This window comes from Streptomyces sp. H27-H5 (assembly GCF_026627505.1).
Classification (GTDB): Bacteria; Actinomycetota; Actinomycetes; order Streptomycetales; family Streptomycetaceae; genus Streptomyces.
In genome coordinates, this window is sequence record NZ_JAPNLK010000290.1 from 1 (window position 1) to 1,433 (window position 1,433).

Below are 1,433 nucleotides of genomic sequence, written 5' to 3' on the forward strand. Positions count from 1 at the left end.
GGCCTGGGACTGGCGGACGAGGGGTTCGACGCGTCCGTGCTGTCGGAGTTCCGCACCCGGGTGGTCGAGCACGGCCTGGAGGAGAAGGCGCTGGACCTGCTGTTGGCCGCGCTGAAGGAGAAGAACCTGGTCAAGGCGGGCGGGAAGCAGCGCACCGACTCCACGCACGTGATCAGCGCGGTGCGGGACCTGAACCGGCTGGAGCTGGCCGGGGAGAGCGTGCGGGCCGCGGTGGAGGCGTTGGCGGTCGCGGCGCCGGGCTGGCTCGCCACGGCTGTGGACATCGGATCGTGGTCCAAGCGTTACGCGGCCCGGGTCGACTCCTGGCGGTTGCCCGCCACCGCGGCCAAGCGCGATGAACTGGCCGTCGCCTACGGGACGGACGCCGTGGCACTGTTGGAGGCGGCCTTCCACGCCGACGCACCCGCATGGCTGCGTGAGCTGCCCGCGCTGCGGGTGCTGCGGATCGTGGTGCTGCAGAACTACCTGGTCACCGATACATCGAGCGGGCGGGAGGTGCGGCGGCGGGAGGCGGACAAGGACGGTCTCCCGCCGGGCAGACTCCGTCTTGGCTCCCCCTACGACACCGACGCCCGCTGGGCGGCCAAGGGCGAGGACCTGTTCTGGCTCGGATACAAGATCCATCTGTCCGAGACCTGCGACGACGATGACGGCGACAACCGCGCCCCGAACCTCGTCACGAACGTGGCCACCACCGACGCCACCGTGGCGGACGCGTCGATGACCGAGCCGATCCACCAGGCCCTCGCCGGCCGGAAACTGGCTCCGGGCGAGCACTACGTCGACTCCGGCTACCCCTCCGCGGCGCTCGTCGCCTCCTCACTCAAAGGTTTCGGCACCGTGCTGATCAGCCCGCTGCTGGGCGACTGCTCGCCCCAGGCCAGAGCCGGTGCCGGCTACGACCGGGCCGCGTTCGCCATCGACTTCGAACAACAGCACGCCGTCTGCCCGCAGGGCCGCACCAGCTCCTCCTGGAGCCCCTGCACCCAGCGCGGTACCAACGCCGTGGTCATCAAGTTCGCCACAACCACCTGCCGGCCCTGCCCGGCCCGGGACCAGTGCACCGCCTCGAAGGCCGGATACCGGCAGCTCACCGTCCCGCCCCGCCAGCTACACGAGCTCCAGCAAGCCGCCCGCCTCACCCAGGCCACCCGCGACTGGCAGCACGAATACCGACGGCGAGCAGGCGTCGAAGGCACCATCCGCCAGGCCGTCGCGGTCACCGGCACCCGCCGCGCCCGCTACCGGGGACTGGCCAGGACCCACCTCGAACACGTCTACAGCGCGGTCGCCCTCAACCTGATCCGACTCCACGCCTGGTGGAACGGCCACCCCATCGACCGGACCAGAACCACCCACCTCGCCCGCCTCGAACTCGCCCTGACAGCCTGACCGAATTAACCATCAGGGTC

General features: G+C 70.8%; 1 protein-coding gene. It reads left to right on the top strand.

What is annotated here, in order from left to right:
- The coding region (locus OTB19_RS42825) for a transposase (RefSeq protein WP_267804271.1) at positions 1 to 1,413 on the top strand (1,413 nt) is incomplete at its 5' end.
- Between the last annotated feature and the right edge of the window lie 20 nt (positions 1,414 to 1,433).